Here is a 25,787-nt window from a genome sequence, read left to right as displayed (position 1 = left end):
GCCCTACTCCGCCGCGACCATGTGCACGGGATCGCGGACGCCGATATCGTCGACATCGGCCTTGTGGGAATACTGGTCGATGCGCGCTTCGATCTCGTGACGGAAATGCGCGATCAGGCCCTGGATCGGCCAGGCCGCCGCATCGCCGAGCGCGCAGATGGTGTGGCCCTCGACCTGCTTCGTCACCTCCAGCAGCATGTCGATCTCGCGCTTATGCGCGCGGCCCTCGGCCATGCGGGTCAGCACGCGCCACATCCACCCCGTGCCCTCGCGGCACGGCGTGCACTGGCCACAGCTCTCATGCTTGTAGAAATAGGAGATGCGAGCGATCGCACGGATCAAATCGGTCGACTTGTCCATCACGATCACGGCCGCGGTGCCGAGGCCCGAGCGCAGCTTGCTCAAGCTGTCGAAATCCATCGGCGTGTCGATGATCTGCTCGGCCGGCACCATGCGCACCGACGAGCCGCCGGGGATCACGGCCTTGAGATTGTCCCAGCCGCCGCGGATGCCGCCGCAATGCTTGTCGATCAGCTCACGGAACGGAATGCCCATGGCCTCTTCGACGTTGCAGGGCCGCTCGACATGGCCGGAGATGCAGAAGAGCTTGGTGCCGACATTGTTCGGACGGCCGATGCCGGCGAACCAGGCCGCGCCACGGCGCAGAATGTCCGGCGCGACGGCGATCGACTCGACGTTGTTGACGGTGGTCGGGCAGCCGAACAGACCGACATTGGCCGGGAACGGCGGCTTCAGCCGTGGCTGGCCCTTCTTGCCCTCGAGGCTTTCGAGCAGCGCGGTCTCCTCGCCGCAGATATAGGCCCCGGCGCCGTGCGCGACATAGATGTCGAACGGCCAGCCGTTGACATTGTCCTTGCCGACCAGCTTGGCCTCATAGGCCTGGTCGATCGCGGCCTGGAGACGTTCGCGTTCGCGGATGAACTCGCCGCGGACGTAGATGTAGCAGGCATGCGCATTCATCGCGAAGCTTGCGATCAGGCAGCCCTCGACCAACAGGTGCGGATCATGCCGCATGATCTCGCGGTCCTTGCAGGTGCCGGGCTCGGATTCGTCGGCATTGACGACGAGATAGCTCGGCCGGCCGTCGGTCGATTCCTTCGGCATGAACGACCATTTCAGGCCGGTGGGAAAGCCGGCGCCGCCGCGGCCGCGGAGCCCCGAGGCCTTCATCTCGTTGATGATCCAGTCGCGGCCCTTGTCGATGATGGCCTTGGTGCCATCCCAGGCGCCGCGGCGCCGCGCGCCCTCGAGCCCCCAATCGTGGAGGCCGTAGAGGTTCTTGAAGATGCGGTCCTTGTCCTCGAGCATTTCAGTGCTTTCCGATCAACGATTGGACTGCTTGTAGGCAAGTCCGGCGGCGCAGACGCCAAACGTCAGCGCCCAGAGCAGGCTAGATTCCAGCGATGCGTTCAGGCTGAAACGCTGCAGCAGGAAGATGAACACGGCCGCCACGGCGGCGTGCATGGCGATGAAGCCCCACTTCTTCACGGCACCGCTCCCCTGCACTGATCGCGACGAGAGATCACGCATCAGGTGACCTCCTTCAGCGTGGTCGGCCCGGTGATCGGCGCCGAGAACTGGCGGCCGTTCTGCGGACCCGGCTTGGGCGGATTGCCCGAAGCAAAACCGTCGAGCACCTTGCCGAAGCTTTCCTTGGTCAGGTCCTCATAGGTGTCCTTACCGATCAGCACCATCGGCGCGTTCACGCAGGCCCCCAGGCACTCCACCTCTTCCCAGCTGAAATTGCCGTCCTTGGACAGATGGAAGGGCTCGTGATGGATGCGGTGCTCGCAGACGTGGATCAGATCCTCTGCACCGCGCAGGCGGCACGGCGTGGTGCCGCAAACCTGGACGTGGGCCTTCTTGCCGACCGGCGCGAGCTGGAACATCGTGTAGAAGGTCGCGACTTCCAGCACGCGGATATAGGGCATGTCGAGCATGTCGGCGATCACGCGGATTGCGGCTTCCGAGACCCAGCCCTCGTTCTGCTCCTGCGCGCGCCAGAGGATGGCGATGACAGCGGAGGCCTGGCGTCCGGCCGGATATTTCGCGATCTGCTGCCTGGCGAATGCGAGGTTCTCCGCCGTGAACGCAAAGCTCGCGGGCTGGACTTCCTTCGGTGCTAATCGGCGAACGGACATGGCTTCAATCTCTCATTGCATGCGGCGCGCGGTCTTGGCATTCGGGTTCTTGGCGTTCAGGTTCTTGGCATTCAGGGCTTCGATCCTGTCCTGCCAGAATGCGCTCGCGGTGCCGAAAACGTTGTAGCCGACGTGGGTCGAGACCTTGATGCGGTCGAGGATCGACAGCTCGGTCACGGTCTCCATCCGGTTGCTGCGCGGATCGAACACGATCAGCTTCAGCGGGGTCTGTTCGAGGATGTAGCGCGACACGGCATGGGAGCGGTCGCTGCCGTGCTCCTCGCACATGATGACGCTGTCGGCCTGGAGCAGCCGGGCCCCGCCCTTGATCGCCTCGATCTCGACGCCCTCGACGTCGAGCTTGATCAGGTACTTGCCAGCGGCGGCAACCTTGCCATCGTCGATCAGGTCGTCGAGCGCGATGACAGGCACCTCCTCGCCGCCCGCGGAGGGATTGCCGGCGATGCTGAAGGCCTCGTGCTTGGTGCCGGATAGCCGCGCGGTGCCGCGGGCTGCGCCGATCGCGCACTTCATCGTCTCGAAGCGGTTGCCGTTGACGCGGGCGTTGTTGGCGAGCTTCGGATAGTTCTGGCCCGACGGCTCGATCGCGATCGCCTTGTGTGAACCGAACGGCCTGCTCGACACCAGCACCGACCAGTAGCCGTAATTGGCGCCGCAATCGAGCAGCGTGTAGTCGACGTCGACGGAGTCGGAAAACAGCAGCTCGAGCTCGTCCTCGTAATTGTAGGAGCGGTTGAGCAGCTTGCTCCAATAACCGTCGCCGTAAGGAAATTCGAATACGGCGTCGGGATTGAGCCTGATCGCGATGTTGCGCTCGGGCAGCGTCTTCCGCAGCAGGTTCGCGCAGGCGATGTAGCCCATATGCGAAAAGTGCGACGAGATCTTCGATCCCGTAACCAGCGCCAAGGCAGCCGTCCGCTCCCACAGGTTGGCCCCTTCAAGGGCCCCCGAGGCACGGTCAAACTGAATTGGCGCCTGCGCCATCACCGATCGACCTCTCCGAACACGATGTCGAGCGAGCCGAGGATGGCCGAGACGTCGGCGAGCAGATGGCCGCGGCAGATGTGGTCCATGGCCTGGAGATGGGCAAAGCCCGGCGCGCGGATCTTGCACTTGTAGGGCTTGTTGGTGCCGTCGGAGACGAGATAGACGCCGAACTCGCCCTTCGGCGCCTCGACCGCGGCATAGACTTCGCCGGCCGGCACGTGGACGCCTTCGGTGTAGAGCTTGAAGTGGTGGATCAGCGCTTCCATCGAGCGCTTCATCTCGCCGCGGCGCGGCGGCGCGACCTTGTTGTCGGCGACGACGATGGGCCCCTTGCCATCGGGCGCGTTCAGCTTCTGGATGCACTGCTTCATGATGCGCACCGACTGGCGCATCTCTTCCATGCGGATCAGGTAGCGATCGTAGCAGTCGCCGTTCTTGCCGATTGGAATGTCGAAATCCATCTCGGCGTAGCATTCATAGGGTTGCGACTTGCGCAGGTCCCAGGCTGCACCCGAGCCGCGCACCATCACGCCCGAAAAGCCCCACTCCCAGGCTTCCTTGAGCGGCACGACGCCGATGTCGACGTTGCGCTGCTTGAAGATGCGGTTGGCGGTGAGCAGGCGATCGAGGTCGTCCACCACTTTCAGGAACGGATCGCACCAGGCCTCGATGTCGTCGACCAGCTTCTGCGGCAGGTCCTGGTGCACGCCGCCGACGCGGAAATAGGCGGCATGCATGCGGCTGCCCGAAGCGCGCTCGTAGAACACCATCAGCTTCTCGCGCTCTTCGAAACCCCACAGCGGCGGGGTCAGCGCGCCGACATCCATGGCCTGCGTGGTGACGTTGAGCAGATGCGACAGGATGCGGCCGATCTCGCAATAGAGCACGCGGATCAGCTGGCCGCGGCGCGGCACCTCGATGCCGAGCAGCTTTTCGGCAGCGAGGCAGAACGCGTGCTCCTGGTTCATCGGCGCGACGTAGTCGAGCCGGTCAAAATAAGGGATCGCCTGCAGGTAGGTCTTCTGCTCGATCAGCTTCTCGGTGCCGCGGTGAAGAAGGCCGATATGGGGATCGACGCGTTCGACAACTTCGCCGTCCAATTCGAGCACAAGACGCAACACGCCATGGGCCGCGGGATGCTGCGGTCCAAAATTGATGGTGAAGTTGCGGAGATTTTGCGGTTGCTCGTTCATGATCAGACCTTCGGCCCCGCTTTTTCATCGCCCGGAAGGACCGGATAGTCCGCCCCCTCCCACGGCGAGAGAAAATCGAACTTGCGGAATTCCTGGTTGAGCCTGACAGGCTCGTAGACCACGCGCTTCTCCTGGTCGTCGTAGCGGACCTCGACGAAGCCGGTGAGCGGGAAATCCTTGCGCAGCGGATGCCCCTCGAAACCGTAATCGGTGAGGATGCGGCGCATGTCGGGATGGCCGACGAAGATCACGCCGTAGAGGTCATAGGCCTCACGCTCGAACCAGTCGGCGCCAGGGAACACATCGATCAGCGAGGGCACCTGGGTGGTCTCGTCGGCCTGGGCCCTGAGCCGGATCCGCGTGTTCAGCGTCGGCGACAGGAAGTGATAGATCACGTCGAAGCGCTTCTCGCGATCCGGATAGTCCACCGCCGTGATGTCGGTGAAGTTGACGAAGCGGCAATTCGGATCGTCACGGAGGTACTTGACCACCTCGACAATCTTGCTCGTGTCGACGTCCACCGTGAGCTGGTTGAAGGCCACCGCGTGACCGGTGGCGGCGCCCGGCAGCGCGCTAACGATCGTCTGCCCCAGGGCGTCGAGCTTGGCGTCGTCCATGACGTAAAACCTTAGCGTTCGATGGTGCCGGTGCGGCGAATCTTCTTTTGAAGCAGCAGCACGCCATAGAGCAGCGCTTCCGCCGTGGGCGGGCAGCCCGGCACGTAGATGTCGATCGGCACGATGCGGTCGCAGCCGCGCACGACCGAGTAGGAATAGTGGTAGTACCCCCCGCCGTTGGCGCAGGAGCCCATCGAGATGACGTAGCGCGGCTCGGGCATCTGGTCGTAGACCTTGCGCAGCGCCGGGGCCATCTTGTTGGTCAGGGTGCCGGCGACGATCATCACGTCGGACTGGCGCGGCGAGGCGCGCGGCGCGAAGCCGAAGCGCTCGACGTCGTAACGCGGCATCGAGACTTGCATCATCTCGACCGCGCAGCATGCGAGACCGAAGGTCATCCACATCAAGGAGCCGGTGCGCGCCCAGGTGATGAGGTCGTCGGTCGCGGCCACGAAGAAGCCCTTGTCGGACAGTTCGGAATTGACCTCAAGGAAGAACGGATCATTGGCCCCGACCGGCTTGCCGGTCGACGGATCCAGTATGCCCTTGGAGGCCGGCGCAACAACCGGACCCGTGGACGATGCAGGGTTCAATCCCATTCGAGTGCTCCCTTCTTCCATTCATAGGCGAACCCGACCGTCAGCACGGCCAGGAACACCACCATGGACCAGAAGCCGGTCGCGCCAAGCTTGCCGAACGCCAGGGCCCAGGGAAACAGGAACGCCACCTCGAGGTCGAAGATGATGAAGAGGATGGCGACCAGATAGAAGCGGACGTCGAACTTCATGCGGGCGTCGTCGAAAGCGTTGAAACCGCACTCATACGCCGACAGCTTTTCCGGGTCCGGCTGCTGGAACGCCACGATAAAGGGCGCGATCAGCAGCACCAGGCCAATGAGGCCCGCTACCCCTATAAAGACGACGAGTGGAAGATAGTTCTGTAGAATGCCGCTCATGACGAGCCCTTTTTCCCGCAGCCTCGGGACAGCCACGGATTCGTCCGATTTGGAATTATTCTGAGCCTTAGCGCAGTGCACCAATGGGCGCAAGACACGCTCTTTTCAGGCCCTTTGCCGCTCCCAGAACGGTGGAAATCCCGGAATCACCCCGCGCTGGTATGGAGCAGATCAGCCGACCCAGCAAGGGCGATCCCCCATCAGTCCAGGCGCGCTCGGCCGTGACGGCCACTATTGGGAAGGCGCACCTTAATCTAGGCCGAGGCGCAGCAAAGTCCAGATTACAATCAGGACAGGGGCTCCCACTGCCCCCGAGGCGACATATTGGCCAACCGTGCCGCAGAGCAGCGCCGCCTGCAAGCCGGCGATGGTGGCGGCCGCGAGCAGGATAGGTGCAGCAAAGGCACGTATCACAGGTGCGAGCGATCGGACGAGCCATGCATCACGACGGGACCGGGGCTCGTCTGGCGAATGCGGCGGCGGCGGCCGTCCGCTTTCGCCACCGCACAGCCAGAGATAGAGGCCGCTGCCGATGACGACGATCGTGAGCACGTCGAGCGTGGCCCAGAGCACCATGAGCGGCATGCCGCCGTAGCCGCCGAAATGCAGCGCCTGCGAGATCAAGAGCGCCTGGCGATAGAGCGGCTGGCCGGTCAGGCAGAGCAGCAGCAGGAACACGGTCGAGATCAGGCTGGTCCAGGTGTGGACCGCAGACCAGAGCCTAACCGTGCGCGCCTTCGCGCTGCTCTCCGCTCGCCCGCCATCACCATTTGTAGGCGAGGCTCGCGGTGATGCGGCGACGGTCGCCGTAATAGCATGAGGTGACGACCGCGCAGCTCGCGACGTAGATCTTGTCTGTCACGTTCGCGACGTTGAGCGCCGCGCGCCAGTGGCTGTCCCATTCGTAGTGCACGGCGAGATCGCCCAGCACGAAGGACGGAACGAGCGCGGTGTTCGCGGTGTCGGCAAAAGACGAGCCGACGTAGCGCACGCCGCCGCCAAGGCCAAAGCCACGCAGCGGGCCGTCGCTGAAGGTATAATCGGTCCAGACCGAGGCGAACTCCCGGGGAGTATTGGTCGGAACCGTGCCGATCAGCGCGGAATTGAGGTCCTGGCTCACGAACAGTTCGTAATTGGTGTAGCTCGCCACCAGCCTGAAGTCCGGCGTGATGTTCGCCACCGCCTCGAGTTCGACGCCACGCGAGGTGACCTCGCCGTTCTGGGTCTGGAACAGCGGATTGTTCGGATCGGTGGTCAGCGCATTCTTGCGCTTCAGATCGAACCAGGCGACGCTGAACCTGGCGTTGAGCCCGACCGGCTCGTACTTCACGCCGACCTCGGTCTGCTCCGATGTTTCCGGCAACTGCAGCCGTCCGGCCGCATTGATGCCGATAATCGGATTGTAGCCCGTCATGTAGGAGGCATACGGCGCGAGGCCAAAGTCGAGATTGTAGATCGCGCCGACGCGGCCGGAGAACTTGCTGTCTGCGCGGCTTTGATCGGGGCCGAGCCGGTTCTGGTTGACGAGGTCAACCCAGTCCTGACGGCCGGACAGCACCACGGTTAGCCGATCGAGCTTGACCTGATCCTGGAGATAAGCCGCGGCCATGCCCTGAGTGAGATAGGCGTCCTGATACAGCGCTCCGTTGAACGGCGCGTTGACGCCGTAGACCGGATTGAGCACATTAAGATTGGTCCCCGCGCCAAAGCCCTGCCGGTCGTCGAGGGCGTAATGCTTCAGGTCGACGCCGAGCAGCGCGGTGTGCTGCAGCGCGCCGGTGGCAAAGCGGTACTCGAGCTGGTTGTCGAGGTTTAATTGATTGGCGACCCCGCGGGCGTAGAAATTGCCGCGCATGATGTCGGCGGCCGCCGGCGTCGTCGCATAGCCCAGCCCGTAGAGGCCGGTGTAGAAGACGTCGACATGCCCGAAGCGCGCATTCTGGCGGAAGTCGAGGCTGTCCGTGATGTTCTTCGCGAACTGGTAGCCGAGCGTCTCCTGCTCGCGGCGAAACTGGTCGGCGCGGGGGTCGCCGACGAACAGGCTGGTAGGAATGCGGCCGAACGGCGCGGCGGTGACGGTGCCGACATAGGGCAGGAAGTTCTCCGCCCTGGTGTTGTTGTGCGCAGCCGTGGCGTAGACGGTGAGCTTGGTGTCGGCGTCCGGCCGCCAGGTCACCGACGGAGCGAAGAAGAAATTGTTGTCGTAGATATAGTCGGTCTGAGTGCCGCCGCCCTGCACCTGGCCCACAAACCGGTAGAACATTTCCCCGTTGCCGGACTGTGGGACCACGCCGCCGAAGTCGAACGCGGTATAGGCGTTGCCGTAATTGTTGATGCCGGCCTCGAGATAGCGCACCGGCTCGGGGAGCGGCAGCTTGCTCACCGCGTTGACGAGACCGCCCGGCGCCGAGCCGCCGTACAGGATGCCGGACGGCCCGCGCAGCACCTCGACGCGCTCGAGGTTGAATGGTTGCAGCTTCCAGCTCGCATAGGAGGTGTAGAAGAGCTGCAGGCCATCGAGGAACAGTGACTCGTTCTGCGCCGGGAAGCCGCGGATCAAGAACCAGTCGTTTCGGAAATCGGCGCCGTAGGTGCCGCCGATCACGCCGGGCGTGTAACGCAGCACCTCGTCGAACTTGCTGACGATCTTCTGGTCGCGGATCTGCTCGGCACCGATCACGGAGACCGACTGCGGCGTCTCCATGATCGGCGTGTTGGTCTTGGTGCCCGACGAGCTGCGGCCGGCGACGTAGCCGTTCACCGGACCGAGCGGCGTTTCGACCACGCCGACATTGCGCTGCGGCTTGTTCCTGTTGGCGGTCTGCACCGACGAGCGCGGCGCACGGCGCTGAGGGGTCGCCGCGGCGCGGCGGCGCGCTTCAGGCGCCGTGACCGTCACCGACGGAATGTTCTGCGCGCCACTCTGCGCCGATGCTTGTGCGAGCGATGCCTGCGGCACCAAGACCCAAGCGGATGCGGTCGCCAACACGGCCGACCGCAGCATTCCAAGACTATTCAACGCGCCACCCCAAAGCTGCATGTTTGATGCATCATGCCGCCAGTCCCCGCGGCGACATGCGCTTAGGGGGACGCTTATGGGAGGGCGCGCGAATTGCCTAATTGAAAGCTTCTTAGAAAAATTCTTAGAAGCACTTCAATATCTTGAAAACCGGAGATCTCAGCGCGAATTCTTCCCGTTCTCGAGCATCTCGGCGGCGGTCGCCGTGAGTTGATCAATCTGCCGCAGCAGTGCGTGGAACGGCTTCGCTCAAATGATCCAGCAGGCGCCGATTGCGTTGCTGCGCGCCGACGATCGCATCATGCGCGCGGGGAGATGAAACCATTTTGCGGAACCCGCGAAACCATCCGGAAACAGAGAGTGCCTAGAAGAGGAGCCCATAGACGACGGCAAAGTCCGTCGGGAGGCTCAGATGAACCACTCAATTCACTCTGCTGATCGCGCGACCCACCTGAAGATCGTGGTGGTGGCGCTGGTTGCCGGCATTGCGGTGGCCGGGTTCGGGATTGCAGCCCGCCCCCATGCCGATTACAGCCAGACTGCCCAGTCCACCCAAATCATCAAGGCCGGCAAGCCGGTGGTGGTGACCAGCGCGGGCGCGTCGCAGATTCGCTGAGACGCACTTGACCGGGCTGACCAATGGCCGCCGCCGGGCGGCCATTTTCGTTTTCCAGAGCAATGCTTAACCGAGATGCACCGGCGGAGCGCAACGTCCTTGACTTCACCATGTCCCCCCTTTAAGTCCCCCCACGTTCCGCACGCGTTCAGCGCGCCACGCGGGAGTAGCTCAGTTGGTTAGAGCGCCGGCCTGTCACGCCGGAGGTCGCGGGTTCGAGCCCCGTCTCTCGCGCCATTATTTCAATGGCTTAGCGGCATGGCCGCCCTTCAGTTTCAACTTTTCCCCGTCCCGAGTTTCAACTTTCTGAGCTTGTTCTGTTCTGAACCGAGCAACCTCCGGCCGATTTTGCGCGCCTCATCGGCTGCCCGAACCGCCGCGATGTTCACCGGCATATAGGTTTTCTGCAGCTTGCGGTTTTGGTCGATGCTGTTCGCCATTTTGGCGGCAATGGCCTCTACGGGCGCTCCTCCGGCATTCGCCTCGACCGCGCCGGTTCGGCGCATATCCATCAGCCGGCGCATCTCGCCCTTGCCGAATACCGCCCGGCGCAGGTCCGCAAAATCGTCGATCAGGGAGTCCTTGGTGTATGGAACCGGGAGGCGCGGCCGACCGCCCTTCCCCGTAGGCTTGAAGCCCTTGGTCCGGAAAATGGGCGCATCGTCGTGCAGGTCGTAGTCCAAGCCAGCGACGTAGGCCTCCACGAGTCGCTGCGAGCGTGCTGTGAGCGTTCCTATCGCGGGTTCGCCGGTCTTGGCCCGGTCGCTGGTAAACGCCATGTCGGTGCCGCTGGTGACGGCCTGCGCGGGGGTAAGGGTGCGGACGTCGACCGGGGCAAAGCCGGTATCCCAAGCTACGGCAATGACGCAGGCCAGCCCCCGGTAGCCGGCGCGCCACGCCGCCTTAACCAGGCGGACGACTTCACCCTCCTGCCACGTCTCGGTGCGGCCGGGCACGCCAGTCTTTCGGATGATCTGTGACGGGTCCGCCTCGGGCGTACAGAGCTTCATGCCGGCCAGGACGTTGTAGAGCGCCCTCCAGATCTTTAGCGCACGTCCGGCCTCGCCATCGCCCTTCGTCGTCTTGAGCCGTCCGTACCACCGGTCCAGCATTTCGAAAGTGACGGTCTTCGGATCGACGTCACCAAAAACAGGATCGATGTATTTCCAGCCGCGGTCCCAATCCTCGCGGGTGCGCGGCGGCTTTGACTTCCATTCGTTGCTGCGGCGGAAACGCTCAAAGCCGTCGCCCACGCTGCCGGTGGGATAGACGCGGGCGGGTGCCTTCTCCAACCCCTTGCGGGCGCGCTGGTAGCGCTCTTCCCATTCTCTTGCGATAGCCCAAGCATCTGGGCCGTCCTGCCCGCAAGACACGATCTGAAAGCCCATGGCGCGCATCTTCGCGGTAGGAAGCCAATAGCCATGCTTCCCTTTGCGCACAACGTAATGCTTGAGCTTAATGCTTGCCAAGGCTCGCCAGTCGCTCCTCAAATACGTCGCGAGCATCAACGGCCACACCAACCGCTGCACCGAGACCGGCACGTCGATCTAGCCAAGCATCAATCGCCAGCAGGTCATAGTGTCCAGTTACGGGGCATGCGGCGGGAAAGCCAATTCGCTGAAGTGCGGATAGTTTTGTGAGAAAGTCAGACTCGATCAGGTGTAGGCGTCGAGCGGCTTTCTGCGGCGGCACGAGGCGCGGGTCGACGGGAAAGCGAACGGAGCTTCCCCGAACGTTGTCGTTGGCGGGAATGGGCATAACACGCCCCTGAGAAATCGAATTGTTCGGCAAACCTCGCCGGCCGAGCCGACGCACAAGGGGGATGGTGAACCGCTGGCGCTTCGCTGCTGGGTTTCAGCAATCCAGTGGCCGGCGATTCACCACCGCGATTGATTATACCATACCGCTCAGGCCAGCTCAGGCGCGGCGCCCAGCTCAATGATCTCGTCATCCGAGGCCCGCGCTGACCACATCATGCGCGCGTATTGAATCCGCAGCGCGCCCTTTGGGTCCTGGCGCGCGGCCCATTTGTGGAGGTCGTCATTCGAGGACTCCCCGACACTCCAATAAAGACCGCCGTTCCGGACAATGGGATCGCTGCCTTGAGCACGTAGGCTCGTATAGTACGTGTATGCGCAAAAAGACGTGGATGGATCGATACCAGCGCTAGCCTTAAGATTTAGATTAGTCATTTATAACCCCAGTTCGTCCGGCTCATTTGACCGGCCCCGAAACTGTGTTAACACGGATTCTATGAAACGCCAACCCGTGATAACACGGAAAAAACGGGGGCCGCCCGCGACCGGCAAGGGCACGCTGGTTGGCGTTCGCCTGCAGCCTGACGACTTGTCAGCCGTCGACAACTGGATTGCAGAACAGGACAAAGCCTCTACCCGCCCTGAGGCTATTCGGACGCTGATGCGGCAGGCGCTGAAGGGGAAGCCGAGGGGCTAGAGCCGAGGTCGCAGATTGCGCGGAGCGGGCTAGCGGGTGTGCCGGCCTGGAAGTGATGGACCCAAATTAAAGAGGCTGCCAATTGAGGCAGCCTCCCGCTCAAGTTCCTTGGTACTCTCGAATTCCGTGGCTTTTAGCCTAACTAGGCAATCATGCGCACTTGGAGCGCAAACGCTTCTTCGTTGTGCTTGCGATCCTCTTCAGCTCGCCTCTTAAGTTCGGCAAGCCGCTTGGCATGGCGCGATTGGACTGGAGTCGCGGCAAAGCCTTTGGCGGTCGCACGCTTCGCGCCAAGCTTGGCAATTGCTATGATCTGCTCGCGAGTCATGACCGACTCCTATCTGCTCCTAGTAAACGTCATGTTGACACACCTACCGCCCGGCTCAAAGCGGGATTTTAGCCCCTCCGGTAGAGCCAATAGTTCACTCCCTCCAAGTCTTGGAACTTTGTTTCGACTAAAAAACCATTATCTATCAATACGTTAGTTATCATCTCGTACTTTTCAAGGGCAGCCGCAGGCAAGTTCCGATAATAAGTTTCCATAGTAATTTTCTCGTCAGTGCAGGCTCGGGCCAACATCGAAACGCTTGCAGAGAGCAAGATCCTAACTTCTTCGCGTGCGTACGAAGGGACACACTCAAGCACCGACTCCCGTGAAAAGCCGAGACCTGTGACTTTCCACTCCTTCTCGATGTGGCGACGCCGTATCCCAAACCGGAGATCTGAAACGCCGTCGATCGATGGGCCTAACGTGACTGAGAAGAGGATCACCTCTTCCTGCTCCAGGTCGTACCCAAGTGCGAATTCAACTACACTGGTTCCCAAGTTGTCGACGAAAACGTCGGACAATTCGGAATCCAAATCATAGACATAGGCCATTCGAGCGCTTCCCCAGCCCACCCTAATAGTTGGATTAGCCGGATCGCGCTAGGCTCAGTTCATCACCGGGCACGGCCCAGGCGGAGCCTGCTGCGTCGCCTCTGCCGCAAAGAATGACGCCACGGATAGCGGCTCGCCGCCACTTGCCCACCGTTGTCTGTGAAAAGGTCGAACAACCACGGCGCGAGTGACAACGCGCTGTTGCGCCGACTCTGTTCTACGTGTGTTCTTCAGGGTGCGACGCGAAATGATTCGGGTCGCGAACCGCGCCCGGGCCTTTTCTTGGGGAATCGGGAAACCGGGCGCTCTCGCAATGGAGAACTATCGATGTCACTTTACGATGCTTTGATCAATCCCCCTTTTACGGAAAATCGCTCTCTGCAAGACTGGCAGTGGAAGTTCGAGTTTCAGCGATACCCGATTGATGCCAAGCCTTATGGCCGCGACTGCGTGTATGCTTTCGTCTCGTCTTACGGCTTTGTACACTACGTCGGCAGAGCCGATGATCTCGCCACTCGGATCGGATCTCATGATCGTATCGAGGAAGCCAAGCGCGATGGCGCGACCGAGCTATGGGTCCACCGTACCGACGCACATAGCAAGGTGCATTTTCACGAGGTGGAGCAACGGCTCATCCGAGCATTGTGTCCGCCCTTGAACAAGCAGCACAACTCGCTTGCAAGCCTTGGCGGCCTTCTGGGCCTGTCGGCTGGCACTAAACCAGAGGCGCCTTTCGGGCTGCTCAATGGCCTGAAGTTCTGAGTCTCGCAGCGATTTTCAAATAAGTCTTCGGGCGGGCTTTGGTTGGCCTCGCCCGAAGATCGTCCCTCGTTGATCGCTAAACCGCAGCAAAATGAAGCGCCCGATTGATCACCTTCGCGACTCCGCGATGTCCATGGACGTGGGACCGTCCGGAGGGCACATTACAGGAATGGTTAAGATCGGCGAGCGTCTTCACACCGTGAAGACTGACTCGATCTACCGGATTATGCTAGCCGACGAAATTGATCCTGATCGCACCAATATCAATGTGCCAAACTCGCAACAGAAGGTTCTGGACTACGGCTCAGACTCGCCGTTGGTGGCCAAAACGCTGCTGACCGGCAAGCAGCTTTTTGAGAAGGGCTTCCTAGGTCCCAACTTCGAGTCTACGAAGGCAATCGAGCTAAGCTTCGAATGTTTGAAGAATTTGGCTGCGATGTCCGACCTTGCAACGGATTTCAGCAGGCAGGACGATAACGAAGAGAGACGGCTTGCAGAGTTGCAGATCAAAGGCCGTTCTATAACGCTCCCATCGGCGTCCAACCTAGAGCCTCGCTGCAAAGAGTTCATTCAACGCGCCGATCATGCGCTCCAAGCACTCTTTGCAATTGCTTCTATGTTCTACGGCAGCAAGTTAAAGGGGTGGTTTGAAGGCCTCGCGGAAGAAGTATCGCGGAAACACAAGGGCGACAGCCAATACATTGGGCTGACGTCAGACGTGGCGAATTTCTGCAAATCAATTAGGATCACTCGCAACTGCGTCGAACACAGGAAACCAAACGAGCGGATCGAAGTTTCCGACTACTCCCTAACGCCGAATAACGAGGTGGCTCCTCCCACAATTGCCGTGCACCATCCCAAGTTTAATCAACCACCAATACCGGTTTCCGCCTACACGTCGCAGGTCACCGAGCATATCGCCGATACGTTCGAGATTCTGATTGCGTTCTTGTGTTCGAGAAATATTGATGCATCGGTGACGATTCCTATCCAAGTGGTCGAGCTGCCCGAAAATCAACGCAGCAATAAGCTTGTGAAGTATTCTTACGGTATGAATGGTGGGAATCAGATTATCCCACCGTGACGTGCTTACACGGACCCGGCCCGGATAGAATTAGGAACCTGAACATGCCCATGAAACCGCCCGATCCCCTGGCTGGTCTGAGCGCATCTATGCAGCGAGCGACGGAAACGATGCACAAGAGGCACAATCCGGCCGGCCACATGCTTGGACGCTTGCAAACTCTCATTGCCAACTTTCAATCAAAGATGTCCGAGGAATCCGAGATAGGAGTTACCGTTGTCGGGGGTGGCAGCGATGGGTCCTTCCATCTCCGTCAGATAAGGGCTTCTGATCCAGACATGCTGATTTTCAGCGGCATTGATGAAAGAGGGCGCAACGTCCAGTTATTGCAGCATCACAGCCAAATGTCCGTGATGCTCATTGAAATGCCTAAGATCGAGGAAAAGCCTTATCGAATCGGCTTCTGATAGCTTCAACCGAACATAAGATGCGCGGGTCCCAGAGACTCAAGGTTGCGGCTTTCAACCGTCATCAGAACACCCGCCCGCGTTTTCGCACTCCTCGCCTCAGCCGCGGCCCGCACGCGCAACTCGATCCTGAGCTGAGCGAGCAGCAGCGCGCTCCGCCCGCCACGCCGACCAATCAATCGGTACCGGTTCAATCCTTGAGCCGGGTTGATCTTCAGGCCATACGTGCACGAGGCGCTGCACGACGCCGCTCGCAGTGATCGTCGTCAATACGGCATGGCCGCCGACAACGTGACGCCCATCGAAGCGTTTGCGACGCTGAATCTCCATACAGTGAAGGAGATACGATTCAGGATCGACCTTCTCCAAGTCGGCAATCAAGTCATAGTCCGCCGCTTGAAACTCCTCTAGCGACGGCGGGGGCATCGAAATGATCGGTAATTCTGTCAAACTCGCCGCAACGTGCTTTTCCTCAAACTCAGCGCTCTGTCTGACCAACAAAGCTTTTGGTGTGCCGGCCGTCTCTAATTCAATAGAATAGATCGCTGGCCGATCTTCTTTTTCATGCCAACCAGCCAGCACAACGCAAGATGCCGCATCTCCGTTGCGGTACTCGCGCGCGTAGCGCTGGAAATGATGAGTGATCTGAAGCTCAGCGGTTTTGATCAAATTGTCAAATGACTTGTAAGCGAGACGACCGGATAGCCATTCGCCGAACTGCGCCGGACCAGTCGCAGCCACGACAGCATTCAACCGGTACAGGCGATGAGCCTTATTGAGATTGACATCATCCGGGATGCCTTTGAAATATGAAAGTCCGTCCGTCAGCAGGAATGCCGCATTACTTCGAACAAAACCATTTATTGCGCTCATATCCGGACCTCCAATCTAGTGCGCGCCGCCACCATGGCTGTCGCGCCCTTACCCACTGCCACGGTGTCCGCGATCGACCTAGCCGTGTGCTTTATGATGGATTCGGTCGCGCGATCGTAAGCGTTCGCGCCACCATCACCACCGCGTGTCGGGAGTTTTGCAGCATTAGGATCATCTTTGTTGGCAGCGGCCGGTCGGGACGATGGTAGTGGAACGCCGCCTGGAAACTCGACCTTGGACTGCTGCTCGGCCGCAGCTTGCAACATGTCGCGAGCAAGTTGCGCTTTCGCGCGGATTAACTCAAGGGCAGCTGCGATCTCAAGATTCTCGGGTTTGCCCGAAGCGTTTAGATGTTCGATCGCGCGCGTGACTTGGTCGACATCTTGCGGCAGGCCGCGCAAGTCCTTTTGGAAGATGTCCGCTGCATCAGCCCATCTATTGAACACATCCTGGCCGCTACCAGGCTGAATGTTCTGCGAGGCAAGCGCAGTCTTCACAAGGTCGTTGGCTTTATCAATCAAATCATCTAACCAACCGCCAATATCGGCAGCAGTTGATTTGAACTGCGCAGCAAGTTGTGCAGAGGACTGCTTCCACGCTCGATCGAACGCGGCAGCCTTGGCAACGGTCGCGCCGTCGATGACCGCACCAGCCGCCTCTGCCCCCTGCGCAATATCCTCAAACGACTTACTGCCGTTGCGAAGCGCCTCAACCCAGCTTTCTGAAAGGCCGAGCATCTGCGCGGCCTTCGTTTTTTCCGGCATTGAGCCGAACTTGTTAATCAGATCGCCAGCCACCACCAAAAGCTGGTTGAGGCTGATAACTTGCCCGTTGCGGTCCTTGTACTTGATGTTGTTGGCATCAAGCAGTTTCGTCAGAGAGTTTTCGTTTTCCTTGGCATCTGCGAGTAACGAAGCAACCTTGCGCAAGTCGGTGACCGCGTCCGCCGAAGAGACGCCGCCCTGCCCAGCCGCGAAATGGATCTGCTGGAATCGCTCGGCAGTCAGGCCGGTAAACTCTGCGTTCTTCTGTAGGTCGGCCAGCTCGCTGTTGACCTTGGTGAGCGCAGCGAGCAGCCCACCCACAAGGCCAGTAACGCCAGCAGCGGCAACTCCGAGCGACGCAAACCCTCCGGCAGTTGGGTTGATGCTCGCAAACGACTGCTCAATCCGATTTACGGCGCTATCCGCCATATCGCCGGCTTGGTTCAGGTCGCTTTGGAATTGATCCAACTTCGCGCCGAGTTGGACGACTAAATCGTTTGCCATTGGTATCCTGTCGGTGAGTACGCGCATGCTCGCGCGGGGTTGCGCACTACGAGCGCAATTCTGTGCCGTCCCTCGGACGGATATTGACCACTGGAATATTGACGATCAGGAGCGCATATAGCGTAGATGGCCAAATTTACCGCGATGCTTGAAGTGAGGCTGATCGCCCTTCTCCCGCAGAAGTGGGAATGGCAAGTGTGGAAGGACGACACACTGCTGATGAGCGGCCACGAGACTTCGCGCGAAACAGCCCAGATCGAGGGAAATAGCGCCCTGTTTTACCTACTTCGCTCACCGAACTGACAATTCGAAGCGCCTCAACCGAATTAGGTCGACTCCCTACTGAAAAGGGTGTCTAGTCGCTTCATCACCGCTCGGCCCACGGCTTCTATCGGTGACGAGACCGCCAATTGCGCTCCCGCCCAATCGAGCAGGGAGCATTGTGATGCGACATCATTTCAAGCCATCATCTACATCATTTGAATACCGTCTAGATCGAGAGGCGACCAGCTTGCGCAAGCAGGCTGAAGGAATGCCCACCAGCGTTCGGCGCGACGAGCTACTGCGGAAGGCGCGGCAGATCGATGTTGCCATTGAAATCAACGCGTGGGTGACCTCTCCTGGTCTGCAAGCGCCAACGTAATTTCCAGGCTCAAGCCACCGGATTGAAACCGCTAGCAGGCGCTGACATGCGATCGATTAGAAGATCTTTCGGCTCCTACAATCACAAACTGGAAAACGTGCTGCTTGTTGCGTTGCTGATTGTGACGACTGCTCTGTTCATAGTCTAAACTGCCCGGCTCCTATGCCGTTCCGGTCATGTTGTTATTCTTCGATAAGGTGCGCATTTCTTTCTAAAGCGTTTTCACAGTGGCTTTTGTGTCGGGGTGCTCATGCTTATTTCTCGCGCGACCCTTCTCGCCCAACGTCTTAGCGAACTCTGTTCTGAACTTTCGGAATTGGAGAGCCTTCGGCTTCAGATCAAAGAAGCCGAGAGACGCGTCCGCAGTTCTCCCGTATCCCGGCCGGCTCAGTGCAATTTGGTCAGCGCGCGTGCCGCGCCTCTGCTCCGACGATAGCGAGCGCCTTGATGCATAGAGGCTGTGCCGCGGCAGCGTTTACCCATCACTGACATGGAAAACGCCGCGAATCCTCTGGACGGGTGCTTCAAAGCCCTGAGCAAGTGGAAGAGATTCCCGGTTGGCCGCGCCGGTGCTACGCTTCCAGCCCATGAATTGGCACAGGGCGTATTTCTTAGCGTCGTTAGTCTGGCTGGCCATGGTCGCCGCCGCGCTTCTTTATTACTTGCTTTTCGCCGCTTGACCGCGCCCGGCAAGTCCGCGTGTGTAGTTCCAGAATTAACTCGGACCGCGCCCATCAAGCTTAACGGCGGAATGATCGCGCGAGCGCAGGTTGTAGCCGCTGGGCTGCAAGCATGGCGAAACGCAACCGTCAGAAAAGCAAGCCGGCACCGGCGCCGTTCGATCCGAAGATTGCGGCTCGATGGGCAGAAATCCTTCGCTTGCGAGAGCAGATCAAGAAGGCGATCGCGAAACGCAAAAAGAAGAGCAGACGGCCGCACTGACCGTCCCTGAGGGAGCGACCGATCGAGAATAGATCAGACTCGTCTCGCGGTTTATGCTATCGAAGCCAATGAGAGCAATTGTAGTCACGGGTTTGGTCCTGATCTGGGCCACGTCGGCCGCAGCCCAAACAACCGCGCGACAACAGGTCCAGCACGAGGTGATCTCACCGCCGGCTGCTGCACGAATGACAATGAGCTTCTCGTTTCTCAGATCAGAGCGCTGCATTAGCCTCTTCGACAATCCAGAACTCCGGCTTAAAGATGTTCCGCAAGGAGCGGCTTCAATCCTTGTGCTCTTTTCCCAGGCCGATCGAGAATATGGCGGCCAGGAAGTTCCCTTGCCTAAGAATGGCATCCTTCCCGCTGGCGCTCTTCGCACGTTCGCGCCTTGCAATCCCGGCGTCTACCAGTATGAGGTGACGGTCAAGTCGGCCGCTGGCGAAATACTAGCAAAGGCGCGGCAATCACGTTCATTCCCAGACGATCAGGAGTGGAAAGCGCCTCGTTAGCTAGCACATCCGTCTTGCTCGGATCGACCAAGTGGCCGTTGGCGCCGTACCGGTAAAGACGGATTGCGCATTGAGGTAGAACGGCGTGGTGGCGTTGGTCATGCGTCGGCGCGACGGCTTCATCGACGGAAAGATGTTGTTGATGTCCATCTGCCAATGCGCACATGGTGAGTGCTCGTCTCTGCTTTGATGCAATCATTTGATCTCATCCGGCCACCGCTTCAGCACTTTGATTTGGATACCATCAGCATCGATTTGCGTATGCTGCGCGAAGCCGCCGACAAGTCCGCCAACCGTCGCGCTGCCGAATGTACCTTCGGCGGCTCGGTTAAATCTTGCGGCATGCTGCTTCTCTAGCAACCGCAGTCCATCATCAGGAAAATGCATTCCCGATGAACCATCTACGCTAGGCCTGATGTACAGCTCGACTGCGGCTCCTTTGAAAAAGCCGTGGTCAAAATGGCATTCCGTGACGAAGATCGATGGACCGACATTTTCGGACCAACCCGCCAGGACGACGTCGCACCGGCCGGTCATGTTAAGGCCGACTGCCTTCGCCCGAGTGGAGCACGCCTTAACCAGATCCGGCATTGCATCTGCAAGCGAACGAAAATCGGCGAAGTGATTTTCCATCAGAAGTCCCGAAAGCAGATGCGGCACCGTCGACATTCCGGTGACCGCAAAAATTGCGTTGTGCTCCGGAATCGTGTGGACTTTGGTTCCCACGCCGCAAAGTTTAGCAGACATCGGGTCGTGCCAGGCGCCATCGGAAAAGACGTGAATCGAGTCTGAAGACTTGAAAGCCGAAATCGCAGTCATTTGTCCACGCCCTCGTCATCATCAGACCCTTCGTCAATCACCACGATTTCAGCTTCGTCGATGAAGGTGCTAGTGATGCTGAAAGTCGCGAGAACTGCGGTCGCGATAGCCGTAAAAATTGGCATTGAGATCTCCGTTCTGGGATTTTGTGGTCGGCTGCATGATTAACCAATGCAACCTCTGATACCCCATCTTTTCAATTGCAGATGCGCGTGAAATGGGAGGGCGCCGGTCTCCGCGGGCAAACGGCCGAGGGAGTTGCTACACCCCTCCCCACCCCGGTGCTAAAGAATGCCGCGCGCTCGCATCTTCGCTTCAATGCGCCGCTTGGCTGCGATGCTGTTGCTTGATGCTCGGCTGATCTGAGCCGAGGTGTCCTTGCCGTAAGCGCCCCAAAGGACGAGGCTGATCTCAAACAACCTAGCCTCGGTAATCAGTCGTTTCGGCATGTCGCCGTCGTCGGTCCACTCCTCAACAACCGGAGTAAATGAGACGCTGACTTCATTGACCGTGCCGTTGCCGACAGTCGCCAATGCCTCTTGTCCTAGCGGTGCATTGGGATCAGGTGTTAGCGCAAAATATAAACCCACATTGTCTGAACGCAATTTGAGGGCGCCGTTACTGATGCGCCCCAGTGGCCTGCTTTGATCGTGACTCCAGAGCGCGGCGACGTCTGGGTTCTGCGCGAGGTGCCTATCGAATGCACCACGCGCGAACCTTTCCTCGAAGAGCCCGGCGATGATCGCGGGTCTGTTCCATGAAATGGCGAATCCTGAAATAGTTTCAGCCATTGCGCTGCATCGCTCGCAATCTCTTCTCGCGCTTTTCCTGCATTAGTTTACGCGCGATCACGGCCGGCGAGTCCGAGCATTCGGAGTGTCGTTTTTCGCCGGGCAACTTGACGCTGCGACGCACAGGCTTTCGATCGCCAGCGTCGGAGGTGCGCTCTGATCCGTTAGACATTGTAACCCTTCTCTCTCACTTCCTTCAGAAAATGGAAAATCCTGCCCTCGCGGCGATCGCCCATGAAGTGTGGCGTAATCGGCGCCAGATAGCCGAGGCGCACGTCTTCACGCTCTAGGTCATCAATTAGCGCATCATGGTCTTCGCGAGCCGCTTCCAATGCGCGCGCGGCGTCACACAGCGCAGCGAGACGGCGCTTATATTCATGTCGTACCGCGCTGCAGACAATCTTGCTGGCTTTGTCTCGCGCCTCGCCGGTGCGGCGGTACAACACCTCCCGAGCATCTTCAATGTTGCTCATCTCAGTTACGATGTCGCGAAGTCGCTTCGACAGCTCTCCGATGCTGCCTTTCGCGGCATCACCAAGAATTCGGGCGACACTACTATTCAGGTGCTCCCCTCCAGCCGCTTTAGCGGCCTTGATCTCTTCAAGAAGTTTAGAGCGCTCGGTGTTGAGCTTCGCGTAATTCTGCTCCAGCTCCTGCCTCTTTGCGATCAGGGCGGCGAATTCAGGGCTAGAGTCAGCTAGGCTCGGAACAATGAATTCGTCGGCGGGTTTCTTCTTTAGGAGAGCCATCAGGCAGCAACCTTTCCAAACAACAGATCAAGAATGTCGGCGACAGCAGCGACCGGAATCGTGGTGGCTGTCCTGTGGCCGTCGTGTGCCCAATGGGCAGCGTTCGTACCCGGCTGGCGGAACCGCACAACGGGATCGCCACGGCGTTCGATCACGATTTCCGGCCACGATCGGACGAAGCTGAGGAAGGAATGCCGCGCCTTCGTATCGCCCCTACGGGCCATCTCGACTTCGACTGCGATTGCATCGGCGGCATTTCGCGGAATAGAATCCGGTGCATCGCCAGCAAGACACGTGCCGACCGGCGTCAACGCTCCGTAGGTATCGACAGACATTTCTGCTTGCCGAAGTTTCGGCGAGGTGGCCACAGCCATGACGAGCCGCAAGACGTCATCTTCACTCAACTCTGGTGATCTTGCTGGGCCACCAGCCGGGATCTTTCCCGCCTCACTAAGACGGCGTGCCACGTGTTTGACTCGCGCAGCGTCGAATCCGAGGGAGTCAACTGCGGCGAGGACGTCGGCGAGTTTCGCCACGTTTTCTTCTCCTCAATGAAAAATGTCGAATAGACGGTTGTTGGAATTGGCCGACTAGCGGCTTCACGGCTCTAGGCCGGAAAAAAGGACGCCGGCCGAAACCGGCACAGTGGTGCACGTCACGTAAGGGCAGAAACTCTGCCTATAAGGACTATAGAGCTTGGAGCGATTGCGAGCGTACACGTCCGGTCGGAATGGGACGCTAGCACTCAACCATTGGAAATTTGAGGTGGTGTTTCCCATTGCCGGCCCACGTCTCTTCCCCCGGAGGTCTAGATGCGGACCCGCGCCGACCACAGTGGCCAAAAATGGCCTAAGTTCACTTTTGCGCATTGGAACTTTTCTACTTGCTGCGCGTCATGTTGAGGGCTGTCGGGGAGCGCGTCTGTGTCAGAGCTATCGCTTGCCATTCTGGTCGTGGAAGACGAGCAGCTAATTTGGGCGCTTGTTGAAGACGCTCTTGTTGACGGCGGCTATGAAGCGGAGGTCGCAGCCACGGGTGAGGAAGCGGTTACACTGCTGCAGGGGACCAACAGCAAATATCGCGCGCTAGTCACGGATATCAACCTCGCCGGCACCGTGGACGGCTGGGAGGTAGCAAGATGTGCAAGAGCCATCGACCCTAATTTCCCCGTCGTCTACATGTCAGGCGCTAGCGCCGACAAATGGCCGATACACGGCGTTCCAAATAGCCTTCTCCTCGCCAAACCATTTGCGCCGGCGCAGTTGGTTACAGCCATTTCCAATCTGCTGAATGCAACCCCCATTCCCCCGGCAGAGTAAGGCCCCGTCAAGCTGCGGCGCGCTCACCCTCAGCCATGGCCACGTTCAGCGCAGCGACAGCCGCCCGCACTTCCTTGGAGGCCGATCGCTGCGCGTATTGGCCAGCAAAGCCCAGATACTCGCCTATCTCCGCAAGCGTGCTGTCGCCTGAGGCCATATCCAGCACAGTGCACACCTTGTGCCCCAGCCGGCTGCGCAACCTCTCAGTATCCTGCGCCCGAGCCAACTCCGTCTGAGCGTCGGGCATTTCGGCGTCAAAATGCTCGGTGTCGGCTTTCTCGATTTTGCGCGTGCGCACCTTGCCGAACTTGGCGTCCGGGCTAACCCATTTGCGTCCGCTCCAGACCTTCACGAGCTTGGCGCCCTGCCAGCGAACCATGCCATGCTCCGCCGCGTATTTGAGCTGCTTGGCGCTGACGTCGACCAGCTCTCTATCCATGTTGAGCAGTACGGGCTGCCCGCCGGCATCCGCACCCTCCTCGTCCGGCGCATCGTTATCATTGGCGGCAAGGCGCGGCGGCTCGTTCAAGGCGCGCCATAGTCTGAGGCCCATGAACGTGACCTCGTCTTTCTCCCGCTTCGCCCACGTTGCGCAGGGGGACTGCTCACGGTGTGCAGCGTGCGTAGCTGGTGCAGTCTCCAGCCAGGCACGGCGGGCTGCAAGGTCGGTGAAGTCGTCGGCCTGAATGGGGCCGTTATCGTTTGCGTGTTTCATAAGGTCTCGACGTAACAGTGCATATTGCTTGGCCGTTATCGGCTCTTGGTTTCGTCCGGCTGTTGCCGCCGGATCGAATGCTGAACGGGGGTGGATTGACACTCTCAGCCCACCACGCCTCCTACCGGTATGTGCACTTGCGGACGCGACGCCGCAGGTTTTCAGTTCGCGTCACCGGTGAAAATTTTCCTCGATATCTGCGGGATTTAGCGCGCGAGTGGGCGGCCGGTAAGCGGGGCGGCTTGCGAAAGGGATCAGGATGGCCCCCCGGTCAGGCCGCCGTTCGGCTGGCCGCGACGACAAGCCTCCACTCGTATGAATCGTCCGGCATGATCCGGTACCGGACGCGAGATCCGACTGACCGATCTTCCCCGCCGCATTCGGCCGCAAGCGCCGCTGCTGCTTCTGCTGACAGGTTCATCGTCGACTCGCCCCCGTGATTGTCGTGAAACTCCACCCGAACACGTGCGCTACCGTCTTCATCAGACTCACCAGACAGGATTGTCACCTCGCACCATGGGAGTGGTGCAGATCTACGGAAAGTCTTTGCAGCATTTCCGGTTGACATCATCACTTCTTGGTTTGCCAACCTCTCAGGTTCGCCATCCACGCCTAAAGCATCGTCAAGGCTTGCGTATTCGTCGCTGTCGATATGGCAGCGCAATGTAAACTTGGCACCACGTGCGCTCCGAAGGTGGGCAAGCAAGACGTCTTTCTCGTCATCGTCTGCGCCCTTCTTGCCGACATATTCAGCGTGGACGATGCGCCACTTCGCAAACCGACCTCCCTCAGAGGCATGCCAGCGCGCCGCACTTTCCTCTTTCTTGGCGCCACCCTGCGCGCCCTCAACAGGGCGCGCTCCTTTAGGGGCGCCTATATTATCCTCTGTAAGAGGATGGGTTTGGGGGTCACCATGACACCTTGGGTGTGCGCTTTTGATACCTTGGGAGCGCACTTTTGATACCTTGGGAAGGTCGTCATTTGCCCCTTGGGGCGGACCTGCTAGCCGGCCGGCCAAATGATAGTCGTTCGGCATGGTGACCGTGCTGGTGCGAAAGTCCACCGCGTGCTCGCCGCCGCTGAGTTCACGGAAGCGATCTGAACCTCGGTAATAGAGCGCGATGCCATAGCGCGTCGGCAGATTGACTACACCCCTTCGACCGCCGCGCCGTATAATCCAAATTCGTTCAAGCGTGCACAGCAGTTTGCGAGCGCGCTTGATTGAGGTAAGCGCTTAGCCGGAGCCCTTGGTTCGGGATCGGGATAGCTGTGCGAAGAAGCCTCCGGGTTGGACGGAGGTTTGAGATGGGATTGGACAGCAAAAAGGACGTCCATTTAGACGGCCCGTCGGCGGGGTCGGTGAGCCGGTTGGAAGTTCTTGAAGGACCGTCGGGGCGCCGCGTGCGTTCGGAAGCGGAGAGAGCTCGGATCGTCGCCGAGAGTCTGTTGCCCGGTGCCCAGGTGGCCGAGGTGGCGTGCAAGCACGGAGCGACGCGCTGGCAGATCTACGATTGGCGACGGCGGCTTCGGCAACGAGGCGTGTTGCCGCCGTGCGAGGCGTCGCATCCGACATTCGCGCCGCTGGTCGTGGAAGGTGCGTTGGAGGAGCGTCAGGTTCCGGCGATCAAGCTTGAGATTGCGATCGGTGATGTCGTTCTGCGGACGGATACGGCCATAGATGGCGAGCAGCTGTCCCGGGTGATCCGCGCGGTGCGAGCGTCACGATGATCGCGGTCGGTGCAGATCTGAAGATTTACGTTGCAACGCGGCCGATCGACTTCCGCTGTGGCCACGATGGGCTTGCGGCGAAGGTGCAGGAGATGCTTCGTCTCGATCCGTTCAGCGGGGCAGCCTTCGTGTTCCGATCGAAACGAGCGGACCGAATCAAGATTTTGGTGTGGGACCGAACGGGCCTGGTGTTGGTTCACAAGCGCCTCGAAGGTTGCAAGTTCGTTTGGCCAACGATCGCGGACGGCGTGATGCGGATGTCGCCGGCGATGTTC

At 59.9% G+C, this 25,787-nt stretch carries 32 protein-coding genes and 1 tRNA gene; 10 read left to right on the top strand and 23 right to left on the bottom strand.

All coding sequences use genetic code 11. From position 1 onward, the window contains the following. Nucleotides 1–3: 3 nt before the first annotated feature. From nuoF to IVA91_RS30205, 10 genes are all read right to left on the bottom strand, one after another. The gene (gene nuoF, locus IVA91_RS30250) at nt 4–1,329 is read right to left on the bottom strand and encodes an NADH-quinone oxidoreductase subunit NuoF (protein WP_247459932.1); all 1,326 of its coding nucleotides are present in this window, start codon (nt 1,327–1,329) and stop codon (nt 4–6) included. 15 nt (nt 1,330–1,344) lie between these two features. Beyond that, nucleotides 1,345–1,551: a hypothetical protein gene (locus IVA91_RS30245; RefSeq protein ID WP_247277161.1), complete on the bottom strand. Its 207-nt coding sequence runs from the start codon at nt 1,549–1,551 to the stop codon at nt 1,345–1,347. After that, on the bottom strand, nt 1,551–2,162 hold the full coding sequence (gene nuoE / locus IVA91_RS30240; protein WP_247277160.1) for an NADH-quinone oxidoreductase subunit NuoE: 612 nt from the start codon (nt 2,160–2,162) through the stop codon (nt 1,551–1,553). The genes IVA91_RS30245 and nuoE overlap by 1 nt, the downstream gene beginning before the upstream one ends. Nucleotides 2,163–2,174: 12 nt before the next feature. Beyond that, nucleotides 2,175–3,167 carry an FkbM family methyltransferase gene (locus IVA91_RS30235; protein WP_247277159.1) on the bottom strand — a complete coding sequence of 331 codons (993 nt, stop codon included), beginning with the start codon at nt 3,165–3,167 and terminating at the stop codon, nt 2,175–2,177. Beyond that, nucleotides 3,167–4,363 carry an NADH-quinone oxidoreductase subunit D gene (locus IVA91_RS30230; RefSeq protein WP_247277158.1) on the bottom strand — a complete coding sequence of 399 codons (1,197 nt, stop codon included), beginning with the start codon at nt 4,361–4,363 and terminating at the stop codon, nt 3,167–3,169. The genes IVA91_RS30235 and IVA91_RS30230 overlap by 1 nt, the downstream gene beginning before the upstream one ends. Nucleotides 4,364–4,365: 2 nt before the next feature. After that, complete coding sequence (locus tag IVA91_RS30225) at nt 4,366–4,980, bottom strand: NADH-quinone oxidoreductase subunit C (protein ID WP_247459931.1); 615 nt, start codon at nt 4,978–4,980, stop codon at nt 4,366–4,368. 11 nt (nt 4,981–4,991) lie between these two features. After that, complete coding sequence (locus IVA91_RS30220) at nt 4,992–5,579, bottom strand: NADH-quinone oxidoreductase subunit B (RefSeq protein WP_247277156.1); 588 nt, start codon at nt 5,577–5,579, stop codon at nt 4,992–4,994. Further along, a complete protein-coding gene (locus tag IVA91_RS30215; RefSeq protein ID WP_247459930.1) occupies nt 5,570–5,935 on the bottom strand; it encodes an NADH-quinone oxidoreductase subunit A in 366 nt (121 codons plus the stop codon). The genes IVA91_RS30220 and IVA91_RS30215 overlap by 10 nt, the downstream gene beginning before the upstream one ends. Nucleotides 5,936–6,184: 249 nt before the next feature. Beyond that, complete coding sequence (locus tag IVA91_RS37230; protein WP_346015542.1) at nt 6,185–6,613, bottom strand: hypothetical protein; 429 nt, start codon at nt 6,611–6,613, stop codon at nt 6,185–6,187. A gap of 85 nt (nt 6,614–6,698) precedes the next feature. Next, nucleotides 6,699–8,939 carry a TonB-dependent siderophore receptor gene (locus IVA91_RS30205; protein ID WP_247459929.1) on the bottom strand — a complete coding sequence of 747 codons (2,241 nt, stop codon included), beginning with the start codon at nt 8,937–8,939 and terminating at the stop codon, nt 6,699–6,701. A gap of 427 nt (nt 8,940–9,366) precedes the next feature. Between IVA91_RS30205 and IVA91_RS30200 the strand changes: the two genes are divergently transcribed. Both IVA91_RS30200 and IVA91_RS30195 read left to right on the top strand, forming a co-directional pair. Then, nucleotides 9,367–9,570 carry a hypothetical protein gene (locus IVA91_RS30200; protein ID WP_247459928.1) on the top strand — a complete coding sequence of 68 codons (204 nt, stop codon included), beginning with the start codon at nt 9,367–9,369 and terminating at the stop codon, nt 9,568–9,570. A gap of 160 nt (nt 9,571–9,730) precedes the next feature. Beyond that, nucleotides 9,731–9,807 (top strand) — tRNA-Asp (locus IVA91_RS30195). 38 nt (nt 9,808–9,845) lie between these two features. Here the strand turns inward: IVA91_RS30195 and IVA91_RS30190 are convergent. The 3 genes from IVA91_RS30190 to IVA91_RS30180 all read right to left on the bottom strand — a co-directional run bounded on the left by IVA91_RS30190 (nt 9,846) and on the right by IVA91_RS30180 (nt 12,903). Then, nucleotides 9,846–11,111 carry a hypothetical protein gene (locus IVA91_RS30190; RefSeq protein WP_247448799.1) on the bottom strand — a complete coding sequence of 422 codons (1,266 nt, stop codon included), beginning with the start codon at nt 11,109–11,111 and terminating at the stop codon, nt 9,846–9,848. A 1,055-nt stretch (nt 11,112–12,166) separates the two neighbouring features. Beyond that, nucleotides 12,167–12,352, bottom strand: a complete 186-nt coding sequence (locus IVA91_RS30185) for a hypothetical protein (protein ID WP_247277153.1) — start codon at nt 12,350–12,352, stop codon at nt 12,167–12,169. A gap of 68 nt (nt 12,353–12,420) precedes the next feature. Further along, on the bottom strand, nt 12,421–12,903 hold the full coding sequence (locus tag IVA91_RS30180) for a hypothetical protein (RefSeq protein ID WP_247459927.1): 483 nt from the start codon (nt 12,901–12,903) through the stop codon (nt 12,421–12,423). A 327-nt stretch (nt 12,904–13,230) separates the two neighbouring features. Between IVA91_RS30180 and IVA91_RS30175 the strand changes: the two genes are divergently transcribed. The 3 genes from IVA91_RS30175 (at nt 13,231) to IVA91_RS30165 (ending at nt 15,156) form a co-directional block, all read left to right on the top strand. Continuing rightward, the gene (locus tag IVA91_RS30175; protein ID WP_247459926.1) at nt 13,231–13,665 is read left to right on the top strand and encodes a hypothetical protein; all 435 of its coding nucleotides are present in this window, start codon (nt 13,231–13,233) and stop codon (nt 13,663–13,665) included. A 127-nt stretch (nt 13,666–13,792) separates the two neighbouring features. Next, complete coding sequence (locus IVA91_RS30170) at nt 13,793–14,749, top strand: hypothetical protein (protein ID WP_247277150.1); 957 nt, start codon at nt 13,793–13,795, stop codon at nt 14,747–14,749. A gap of 44 nt (nt 14,750–14,793) precedes the next feature. Next, a complete protein-coding gene (locus tag IVA91_RS30165) occupies nt 14,794–15,156 on the top strand; it encodes a hypothetical protein (RefSeq protein WP_247277149.1) in 363 nt (120 codons plus the stop codon). A gap of 99 nt (nt 15,157–15,255) precedes the next feature. Here IVA91_RS30165 and IVA91_RS30160 read toward each other — a convergent pair whose 3' ends face one another. Further along, nucleotides 15,256–16,029 carry a hypothetical protein gene (locus IVA91_RS30160; RefSeq protein ID WP_247459925.1) on the bottom strand — a complete coding sequence of 258 codons (774 nt, stop codon included), beginning with the start codon at nt 16,027–16,029 and terminating at the stop codon, nt 15,256–15,258. Next, entirely contained in the window at nt 16,026–17,297 is a 1,272-nt protein-coding gene (locus IVA91_RS30155) for a hypothetical protein (RefSeq protein WP_247277147.1), read from the bottom strand. The genes IVA91_RS30160 and IVA91_RS30155 overlap by 4 nt, the downstream gene beginning before the upstream one ends. 126 nt (nt 17,298–17,423) lie before the next feature. Between IVA91_RS30155 and IVA91_RS30150 the strand changes: the two genes are divergently transcribed. Together IVA91_RS30150 and IVA91_RS30145 are read left to right on the top strand one after the other, a co-directional pair. Beyond that, complete coding sequence (locus IVA91_RS30150) at nt 17,424–17,600, top strand: hypothetical protein (protein WP_247277146.1); 177 nt, start codon at nt 17,424–17,426, stop codon at nt 17,598–17,600. Nucleotides 17,601–17,742: 142 nt separating this feature from the next. Further along, nucleotides 17,743–17,940, top strand: a complete 198-nt coding sequence (locus IVA91_RS30145; RefSeq protein WP_247277145.1) for a hypothetical protein — start codon at nt 17,743–17,745, stop codon at nt 17,938–17,940. 1,365 nt (nt 17,941–19,305) lie between these two features. Here the strand turns inward: IVA91_RS30145 and IVA91_RS30140 are convergent. The 6 genes from IVA91_RS30140 to IVA91_RS30120 form a co-directional block, all read right to left on the bottom strand. Beyond that, the gene (locus IVA91_RS30140; RefSeq protein WP_247277144.1) at nt 19,306–19,590 is read right to left on the bottom strand and encodes a hypothetical protein; all 285 of its coding nucleotides are present in this window, start codon (nt 19,588–19,590) and stop codon (nt 19,306–19,308) included. After that, a complete protein-coding gene (locus IVA91_RS30135; RefSeq protein ID WP_247277143.1) occupies nt 19,587–20,210 on the bottom strand; it encodes a hypothetical protein in 624 nt (207 codons plus the stop codon). Before IVA91_RS30135 ends, IVA91_RS30140 begins: the two co-directional genes overlap by 4 nt. Continuing rightward, on the bottom strand, nt 20,207–20,335 hold the full coding sequence (locus tag IVA91_RS36890) for a hypothetical protein (protein WP_256464556.1): 129 nt from the start codon (nt 20,333–20,335) through the stop codon (nt 20,207–20,209). Before IVA91_RS36890 ends, IVA91_RS30135 begins: the two co-directional genes overlap by 4 nt. Before the next feature lie 159 nt (nt 20,336–20,494). Continuing rightward, entirely contained in the window at nt 20,495–21,001 is a 507-nt protein-coding gene (locus IVA91_RS30130; protein ID WP_247277142.1) for an HK97 family phage prohead protease, read from the bottom strand. 164 nt (nt 21,002–21,165) lie between these two features. After that, nucleotides 21,166–21,750, bottom strand: coding sequence for a hypothetical protein (locus IVA91_RS30125; protein ID WP_247277141.1), 585 nt, complete (start codon nt 21,748–21,750; stop codon nt 21,166–21,168). After that, nucleotides 21,750–22,286, bottom strand: a complete 537-nt coding sequence (locus tag IVA91_RS30120; protein WP_247277140.1) for a hypothetical protein — start codon at nt 22,284–22,286, stop codon at nt 21,750–21,752. Before IVA91_RS30120 ends, IVA91_RS30125 begins: the two co-directional genes overlap by 1 nt. 387 nt (nt 22,287–22,673) lie before the next feature. On the opposite strand from IVA91_RS30120, the gene IVA91_RS30115 reads away from it, so the two are divergent. Beyond that, nucleotides 22,674–23,069: a response regulator gene (locus tag IVA91_RS30115; protein ID WP_247277139.1), complete on the top strand. Its 396-nt coding sequence runs from the start codon at nt 22,674–22,676 to the stop codon at nt 23,067–23,069. 7 nt (nt 23,070–23,076) lie between these two features. Here the strand turns inward: IVA91_RS30115 and IVA91_RS30110 are convergent, their stop codons facing one another. Continuing rightward, nucleotides 23,077–23,784 carry a hypothetical protein gene (locus IVA91_RS30110; RefSeq protein WP_247277138.1) on the bottom strand — a complete coding sequence of 236 codons (708 nt, stop codon included), beginning with the start codon at nt 23,782–23,784 and terminating at the stop codon, nt 23,077–23,079. Between the two features lie 271 nt (nt 23,785–24,055). Further along, a complete protein-coding gene (locus tag IVA91_RS30105) occupies nt 24,056–24,847 on the bottom strand; it encodes a hypothetical protein (RefSeq protein ID WP_247459924.1) in 792 nt (263 codons plus the stop codon). 242 nt (nt 24,848–25,089) lie between these two features. Here IVA91_RS30105 and IVA91_RS30100 point away from each other — a divergent pair, with 242 nt between their 5' ends. Together IVA91_RS30100 and tnpB are read left to right on the top strand one after the other, a co-directional pair. Continuing rightward, complete coding sequence (locus IVA91_RS30100) at nt 25,090–25,512, top strand: transposase (RefSeq protein WP_247459923.1); 423 nt, start codon at nt 25,090–25,092, stop codon at nt 25,510–25,512. Then, nucleotides 25,509–25,787, top strand: a 279-nt coding sequence (tnpB, locus tag IVA91_RS30095) for an IS66 family insertion sequence element accessory protein TnpB (protein ID WP_247459922.1), incomplete at its 3' end; no start/stop codon positions are given. The genes IVA91_RS30100 and tnpB, both read left to right, overlap by 4 nt.

The sequence above is a fragment of the Bradyrhizobium sp. 153 genome (assembly GCF_023073835.1).
Lineage (GTDB): Bacteria > Pseudomonadota > Alphaproteobacteria > Rhizobiales > Xanthobacteraceae > Bradyrhizobium.
Note: the sequence above shows the minus strand (reverse complement) of the source record. Positions and strands in the feature narration are given on the sequence as shown.

Bases quoted from the DNA above. Each gene is read 5' to 3' on its own strand.
- IVA91_RS30200 (WP_247459928.1), top strand. From the start codon at position 9,367: ATGAACCACTCAATTCACTCTGCTGATCGCGCGACCCACCTGAAGATC.
- IVA91_RS30225 (WP_247459931.1), bottom strand. From the start codon at position 4,980: ATGGACGACGCCAAGCTCGACGCCCTGGGGCAGACGATCGTTAGCGCG.
- IVA91_RS30140 (WP_247277144.1), bottom strand. From the start codon at position 19,590: ATGATTGCATCAAAGCAGAGACGAGCACTCACCATGTGCGCATTGGCA.
- IVA91_RS30235 (WP_247277159.1), bottom strand. From the start codon at position 3,167: ATGGCGCAGGCGCCAATTCAGTTTGACCGTGCCTCGGGGGCCCTTGAA.
- IVA91_RS30155 (WP_247277147.1), bottom strand. From the start codon at position 17,297: ATGGCAAACGATTTAGTCGTCCAACTCGGCGCGAAGTTGGATCAATTC.
- IVA91_RS30160 (WP_247459925.1), bottom strand. From the start codon at position 16,029: ATGAGCGCAATAAATGGTTTTGTTCGAAGTAATGCGGCATTCCTGCTG.
- IVA91_RS36890 (WP_256464556.1), bottom strand. From the start codon at position 20,335: ATGCCAATTTTTACGGCTATCGCGACCGCAGTTCTCGCGACTTTCAGC.
- nuoE (WP_247277160.1), bottom strand. From the start codon at position 2,162: ATGTCCGTTCGCCGATTAGCACCGAAGGAAGTCCAGCCCGCGAGCTTT.
- IVA91_RS30205 (WP_247459929.1), bottom strand. From the start codon at position 8,939: ATGCTGCGGTCGGCCGTGTTGGCGACCGCATCCGCTTGGGTCTTGGTG.
- IVA91_RS30110 (WP_247277138.1), bottom strand. From the start codon at position 23,784: ATGAAACACGCAAACGATAACGGCCCCATTCAGGCCGACGACTTCACC.
- IVA91_RS30215 (WP_247459930.1), bottom strand. From the start codon at position 5,935: ATGAGCGGCATTCTACAGAACTATCTTCCACTCGTCGTCTTTATAGGG.
- IVA91_RS30180 (WP_247459927.1), bottom strand. From the start codon at position 12,903: ATGGCCTATGTCTATGATTTGGATTCCGAATTGTCCGACGTTTTCGTC.
- IVA91_RS30185 (WP_247277153.1), bottom strand. From the start codon at position 12,352: ATGACTCGCGAGCAGATCATAGCAATTGCCAAGCTTGGCGCGAAGCGT.
- IVA91_RS30245 (WP_247277161.1), bottom strand. From the start codon at position 1,551: ATGCGTGATCTCTCGTCGCGATCAGTGCAGGGGAGCGGTGCCGTGAAG.
- IVA91_RS30130 (WP_247277142.1), bottom strand. From the start codon at position 21,001: ATGGCTGAAACTATTTCAGGATTCGCCATTTCATGGAACAGACCCGCG.
- IVA91_RS30125 (WP_247277141.1), bottom strand. From the start codon at position 21,750: ATGGCTCTCCTAAAGAAGAAACCCGCCGACGAATTCATTGTTCCGAGC.
- IVA91_RS30170 (WP_247277150.1), top strand. From the start codon at position 13,793: ATGTCCATGGACGTGGGACCGTCCGGAGGGCACATTACAGGAATGGTT.
- IVA91_RS30150 (WP_247277146.1), top strand. From the start codon at position 17,424: ATGGCCAAATTTACCGCGATGCTTGAAGTGAGGCTGATCGCCCTTCTC.
- IVA91_RS30145 (WP_247277145.1), top strand. From the start codon at position 17,743: ATGCGACATCATTTCAAGCCATCATCTACATCATTTGAATACCGTCTA.
- IVA91_RS30100 (WP_247459923.1), top strand. From the start codon at position 25,090: ATGGGATTGGACAGCAAAAAGGACGTCCATTTAGACGGCCCGTCGGCG.
- IVA91_RS30220 (WP_247277156.1), bottom strand. From the start codon at position 5,579: ATGGGATTGAACCCTGCATCGTCCACGGGTCCGGTTGTTGCGCCGGCC.
- IVA91_RS30230 (WP_247277158.1), bottom strand. From the start codon at position 4,363: ATGAACGAGCAACCGCAAAATCTCCGCAACTTCACCATCAATTTTGGA.
- IVA91_RS30175 (WP_247459926.1), top strand. From the start codon at position 13,231: ATGTCACTTTACGATGCTTTGATCAATCCCCCTTTTACGGAAAATCGC.
- nuoF (WP_247459932.1), bottom strand. From the start codon at position 1,329: ATGCTCGAGGACAAGGACCGCATCTTCAAGAACCTCTACGGCCTCCAC.
- IVA91_RS30165 (WP_247277149.1), top strand. From the start codon at position 14,794: ATGCCCATGAAACCGCCCGATCCCCTGGCTGGTCTGAGCGCATCTATG.
- IVA91_RS30135 (WP_247277143.1), bottom strand. From the start codon at position 20,210: ATGACTGCGATTTCGGCTTTCAAGTCTTCAGACTCGATTCACGTCTTT.